Source organism: Agathobaculum desmolans ATCC 43058 (assembly GCF_000701665.1).
Taxonomy (GTDB): Bacteria; Bacillota; Clostridia; order Oscillospirales; family Butyricicoccaceae; genus Agathobaculum; species Agathobaculum desmolans.
Genome location: NZ_JNJN01000077.1, coordinates 1 through 5,515 on the forward strand (window position 1 = coordinate 1; position 5,515 = coordinate 5,515).

The 5,515-nt window shown below is 42.9% G+C and carries 5 protein-coding genes; 4 read left to right on the forward strand and 1 reads right to left on the reverse strand.

Going from position 1 to position 5,515, the window contains the following annotated elements:
- Positions 1 to 126 precede the first annotated feature (126 nt).
- A complete protein-coding gene (locus T363_RS0113325; RefSeq protein ID WP_031476620.1) occupies positions 127 to 627 on the forward strand; it encodes a hypothetical protein in 501 nt (166 codons plus the stop codon).
- Between the two features lie 79 nt (positions 628 to 706).
- Entirely contained in the window at positions 707 to 1,210 is a 504-nt protein-coding gene (locus tag T363_RS0113330; protein ID WP_031476622.1) for a hypothetical protein, read from the forward strand.
- A 61-nt stretch (positions 1,211 to 1,271) separates the two neighbouring features.
- On the opposite strand, the gene T363_RS0113335 is transcribed toward T363_RS0113330, so the two are convergent.
- On the reverse strand, positions 1,272 to 2,039 hold the full coding sequence (locus tag T363_RS0113335) for a hypothetical protein (protein WP_051643294.1): 768 nt from the start codon (positions 2,037 to 2,039) through the stop codon (positions 1,272 to 1,274).
- A 707-nt stretch (positions 2,040 to 2,746) separates the two neighbouring features.
- Here T363_RS0113335 and mobV point away from each other — a divergent pair.
- A complete protein-coding gene (gene mobV, locus T363_RS0113345; RefSeq protein WP_051643295.1) occupies positions 2,747 to 3,841 on the forward strand; it encodes a MobV family relaxase in 1,095 nt (364 codons plus the stop codon).
- Positions 3,842 to 4,146: 305 nt separating this feature from the next.
- Positions 4,147 to 5,515, forward strand: a 1,369-nt coding sequence (locus T363_RS14785) for a repa (RefSeq protein WP_051643296.1), incomplete at its 3' end; no start/stop codon positions are given.

The following is a 5,515-nucleotide window of genomic DNA, read 5'->3' on the forward strand; positions in this document are numbered from 1 at the left end:
AAAAGCTAAAATTGTAGAAGGATGGCAACGGCAGCACCCAGAGGGCAAGAAAATTGAGTGTGAGCGCGAAACAGGGTTGAGTCGTCATACTGTTTTGAAGTGGTGGAGAAAGGAGGGAGTGAATGAGTGAAAAGGAGGGAGCAAGACGAGCTTTTGACGGTACAAGAGTTTGCAGAGAAAGCGGGTATTTCGGTTCAAGCTGTTTATAAAAGGTTAAACAACTCATTAAACTCCTATGTTAAACTTGTTAATGGGCGAAAAATGCTGAGGGTATCAGCATTGTATGAGGTTTATGGGGTGAATGTTGAACAACCTATTAAACCTTGTATTCAACCCGGATTAAATCATGAAACCGATAATTCCGAGGTTATTTTTTTGAGGAAACAGGTGGAGCAGCTGCAAGCGGAGCTGTCTAAGGAACGGCAACACAGTCGAGCGTTGGCAGAAAGGGTGGTAGTGTTGGCAGATCAAGCCCAAAGATTGCAGCTTGCCCAGATGTCACCGCAGTTTATTGATGAGGGCGGTGCTGCTGATCTAGCAGAGACAGAGCCAATATCACAAGTACAGCAGTCAGAGCTGGAGCAGCCCAAGAATTGGTGGAGCCGAATTTTTAGGAGGCATAGATAGATGTGATATTAGAGGGTGATGGGATAAGAAAAAATGTTAGTGTTTTTTGTTTTGTATGTTTCTTGAAAGGAGTTTACTTATGAAGAGATTTTTAATTCTTGGTAATATTATTGCTGTTGCATTATTTACTTTGGTAGCGTGTGGGTCAAATACAGTACAGGACACTGCATCAAAGGAACTCGGAATTTCTGTGTCTGGTGGTAAAGAAGTTTCAAATTTCAATGAATATAGTGGTGGTGAGGGGCGTTCTTGTATTGCGATCAGTTTTGATGATGATACAGTTTTAGAGGAAATTAAGGGAAATTTTGAATGGAAAGCATTTCCTCTTGATGATACAATGCAAGCCCTTATTTATGGATTGGAAGATGAAACAGGTGGCACAAGTGGACCGTTTTTAAGTGATAATCAGCAAAATGCTTTAGTGCCAGATATTCAAAATGGTTATTATATTTTGATTGATCGTCATACTGAAAAGGACAAAGCGACTGGAGCGGATATTCTCAATAGGGGTTCTTTCAATTTTACTGTTGGACTCTATGATATAGATACCAACACTTTGTATTCCTGCAAGCTTGATACTTAAATGGAAAACAAGAACACACCAGACCGAAATCTGGTGTGTTCTTGTTTTTATGTAAATTGATTTACGCGGTAAAGTTGACATTTATTTTGATTTTGTGCAAAACAAATGTGTTTTGGCAGAGCCAAGCCCAGTTATTTACCGCAGTGGTAAATATACTGCTGTAATCGTTATCTAAAGCGAAGTCAAAAACATCATAGATATTTGTTTTGTATTTTGTGCCAGACTTAGTAAGGGTTACAGTGGCATTGTGGAGAGCATAGAACAAATCTGAGTTGTCAGATTTTGTGAACTCCACCACCTTTTTGTTAGAAGTTTTGTTGCTGTTCTTGGTTGAGGATAGGAAGTTTTTGAAAGCGGAAGAGGTTTTGATTTTTGCAGCAAAAGCGCCATCATTTTCTGTGTAGTTCTGGGCCAGTACAGAGTGTTCGACTGCTTTTGCAGCACAAGGATAGCCCAATAATTTGGCTGCTTGTGCTGCTGCTAACCACGCTGCTTTGAGCTGTAGGATATTGATAGTTCCTGGAGGTTGGATGCTTCTTGTGGTAGCAGAGTTGTATTTGCTATAAATGTTGTTGATGTAGGTATTGAGTTCATCAATAGACATTGTTTTGATCTTTGCAGCTTCTGCAATTAGATAATCGCTGTTTTCACGAATGATTGGATCAGAGCTTTTCGATAAGGTTTCTTCGTTGATTTTCAGTTCGGGAACAGAAGCCCACATAGCGAAAGCATCGTCAGAAAAAGTGTTTTGTGGTTCTGCTGCGAAAGCAGGGATCGACAGAGAGAAAAGTATTGTTACAGATAGCAAAGATGATATGATTTTCTTCATAGTTATATCTCCTAAAAGCAAAAATTATCGTGTCTGATTGTTCAATTTCATCTCCCATTGGAACCACTCCTTTCTGTGTTTCAATAGAGAATTTCACATCACAATTATATCAATGGTTTGTCAATATGGCAATATCGATAAATAGTACAATGGTAGTATTACAATACATGTTGGATAAGTGAATAAAAAGGATGAAGGGAACGGGTGAGGTCATCGAGTAAGAGAAAAGGAACGGCAGTGTTGTGCATGGGAGAAAAGGTTGACTAAACTGGAATAATCGGAGTATAATAATTATAGCCAAGAATGTGATGGCAATCCGTTCATGATGAACGCGAACACCCTCGGAGTAGCCGCTCCGAGGGTGTTCTTTTTTTGCTTACTGCTTGCCGATCTTGCCGTCAAGCCACTTGCAGATGTAGTAGCCAACTACGCTTGCTGCGACGGAAAGAAAGAATGTGATGACTCCGTCCATGATTTCACCTCCTCCCGAAGTACCGGGACGGAGTGGCAAGCAGCATTGTCATTGTAACACAGGTTGCTTATTAACGACAAGGGGGATATGCTGCGGAAAGCAGCAAGGGGAGAAACTCCCCTTAGCTCGCGGCAGCGCACATTAACTTTGCGGAGCAAAGTATAATGTGCTATACTTTACCTAAAGGATTTTGTCGGGTTAAAAGCCTTTGGGTAAAGTATGGAGGTGCAGCGGGATGAGCTATCAGGTGATTCATATGCAGAAGTTCAAAGGGACTACAGTGGGAGGGATTGAGATACACGCTGAGCGATTGCGGGAGGGGGTGTCTCATAGCAATCCAGATATCGACTGGAGCCTAACCTACATGAATTATCAGCTGCACGCGCCGGCTCTGCATGCGCATGGGACATATGCCAGGCGCATAGACGATCGGCTGCGTGCGCTGGGTGTGACCAGGATCCGAAAGGATGCAGTAAAACTATGCGGATTCATTGTGTCCTCAGATTCGGACTTCTTTGACACGCTGACGCCAAAGGCACGAAAGGAATTTTTTGAACAGTCGTATAATTTTTTTGCCGAGCGATATGGCAAGGAAAATATTTTATCAGCAGTAGTGCATTTGGATGAAGCAACACCCCATATGCACCTGTACCTAATGCCAATCACGTTGGATGGACGATTGTGCTGTAAGGATGTTTTTACACGACAAGAATTGCTGGAGCTGCATACTGCATACCATCAGGCTGTGGGAGCTGCCTACGGTTTGGAACGCGGAGAGGGTGCAAATGCAGGAAAGCGGCGCAAACACCTGACTGAACCAGAATACAAGGCGTACATGGAAGAGATTCATAAAGCCGCCCAGAAGCTTCAGGATGCGTCGGAGGAACTTTGGCATGTCAACATGCGTCGGACAGCCCTTAAATGCTTTACAGACGAGTTACGGGCATCTATGGAGAAATTGCCGCAGGTTGAAAAGCTACTATCCGAGATAAAGCCTCAAAAAACCATGTTGGGTGGAGTTCGTGGAGTAAGCTATGACGAGGTTGAGAAGTTGGTCAGCTCGGCCGCGATTGGTCTTGAGGTACAGAAGCGTTGCGCAAAACTAATCGAGCGAATTGATGCAATTCAGGAAATGCCTTATGAAGCACTGCCTAAAGACAAAAATGCCGAAAAAGTGCAGGAGCTGAGACAGGTCGTAAAACGACAGGAAGCAATTATAGAGAAGTACGATCGTACATTCAAGCGACTTCCTCCAGAAATGCAAAAGAAGTTGCTACAGCCAAAGTGTCAGCAGAAATATCAACGCCAACAGGACGGACCGATGCTGTAAGTTTACAGATAGTGAACTAAAATTTATAGAGAGCAAACGCAGATATAGAGTTCTTCAGATTGAAGTGGGAGAGCAACCAGACGGTTGGACAATGCGTGCAGCTCTTGAATGGTAGGAAACTTCCTCCCCACTTACCCAGCAGAGGGATAAACAAAATGGGCGGTATCGGGCGGTATCGGTTATAATGAAAAAATGTGCAAAAATCTATTGATAAGATTAGCGGTCAAGGGGGGAGGGACAGTAGCATTTTATTATATCTGTAACATAGAGAAAAATACTTGATTTTGGGGTGGTGTTAGGTAGGTATGAAGCGAAATTATAAGACGGTTTCAGAGTGGAAAAAGGCGTATCGAGATAAGGAAAAACTGATGAATGAGCGAGGGTTTTCAGAGGTGAAGCCGAAAGAGTTTTACAGGGCTTTGTTTCCGGCTGGAAGTTTGCAAAGATCGATAGGGGACGGAAAAGGGAATGTTATTGCCAGTCAGTTACGTCCTAAGGGTGAGGGAAAGACAAGGCAATGGATAGTTGACGATACTTTGGAACGGTTGGATAAGGTTGTGGGGGATAGTTTTGGGCTTATTCCACCTATTTCTTTCTTTGGGAAGAGCCATACCAAGGAGAATGCCCATCAGCTTTTTGCAATGGTGATTGATATTGATTATGTAGGTTTGCAGCAGCTTAAAAATATGTTGAAGCAGTTTGGGAACGGAGTGCAGCTTTGCCCGTCATTTTTGGTATCTTCTGGTAAGGGGGTACACTTGTACTATCTTTTTCAAGAGCCGATAGAATTGTATCATAACATGGAAAAAACGCTTGCGGAGCTGAAAGAAGCTCTTATTCGTAGGAATTGGAACGATACCAGCAGCATACGTCCAGATAATCCTGATATAACTGGTATTTATCAAGGGTTTCGGTGTGTAGGTAGCTTGTCGAAGCTGGGAGAGGGTTTTCCCGTCAAGGCGTGGCAGCTTACAGATCAACGCTATACGCTGGAGGAAATCAAGGCATCTATACCGAGTTGTAAGGTGGACTTGTCCCTGATCTATGAGAAGCCGAAGCAAGAGAAGCGGAAAAAAGGTATTACGCTGGAGGAAGCTAAGGAACTTTATCCAGCATGGTATCAGTTAAAGATAGTAGAGGGACAGTCACTTAGGAGAACATGGACTTGTAAGCCAGCTCTTTATGAGTGGTGGAAGCATAAAATGAGTGATGAAGTTAAGGTAGGTGGTAGGTACTTCTCCATTATGGCTTTGTGTGCTTATGGTTTGAAATGTGGTATTTCAGAACGGCAAATCAAGCAGGACGCATACAGTTTTTTAGAGCATTTGGAGAGTTTGACCGAGGACGAGGACAACCATTTTACCAAATCGGATATACAAGATGCTTTTAAGGCGTTGAAAGCAGATAACAGGTTTTTGTCTACGATAGCAAGTCGGGCATGGATTGAAAAGACTACGAAAGTATCGATACCGCCGAATAAGCGGAATTATAGAAAACAGGAGGTTCATTTGAAGATTGCGAGGGCAACACTTGTAATTATGAATGAGGATAATGGAAAGCCTTTACAGGGTAGACCCGAAAAAGCTAAAATTGTAGAAGGATGGCAACGGCAGCACCCAGAGGGCAAGAAAATTGAGTGTGAGCGCGAAACAGGGTTGAGTCGTCATACTGTTT

What these genes read in the sequence shown, in the direction of transcription:
- T363_RS0113330 (WP_031476622.1), top strand. Translation starts at nt 707, where the DNA reads ATGAAGAGATTTTTAATTCTTGGTAATATTATTGCTGTTGCATTATTT.
- T363_RS0113335 (WP_051643294.1), bottom strand. Translation starts at nt 2,039, where the DNA reads ATGAAGAAAATCATATCATCTTTGCTATCTGTAACAATACTTTTCTCT.
- mobV (WP_051643295.1), top strand. Translation starts at nt 2,747, where the DNA reads ATGAGCTATCAGGTGATTCATATGCAGAAGTTCAAAGGGACTACAGTG.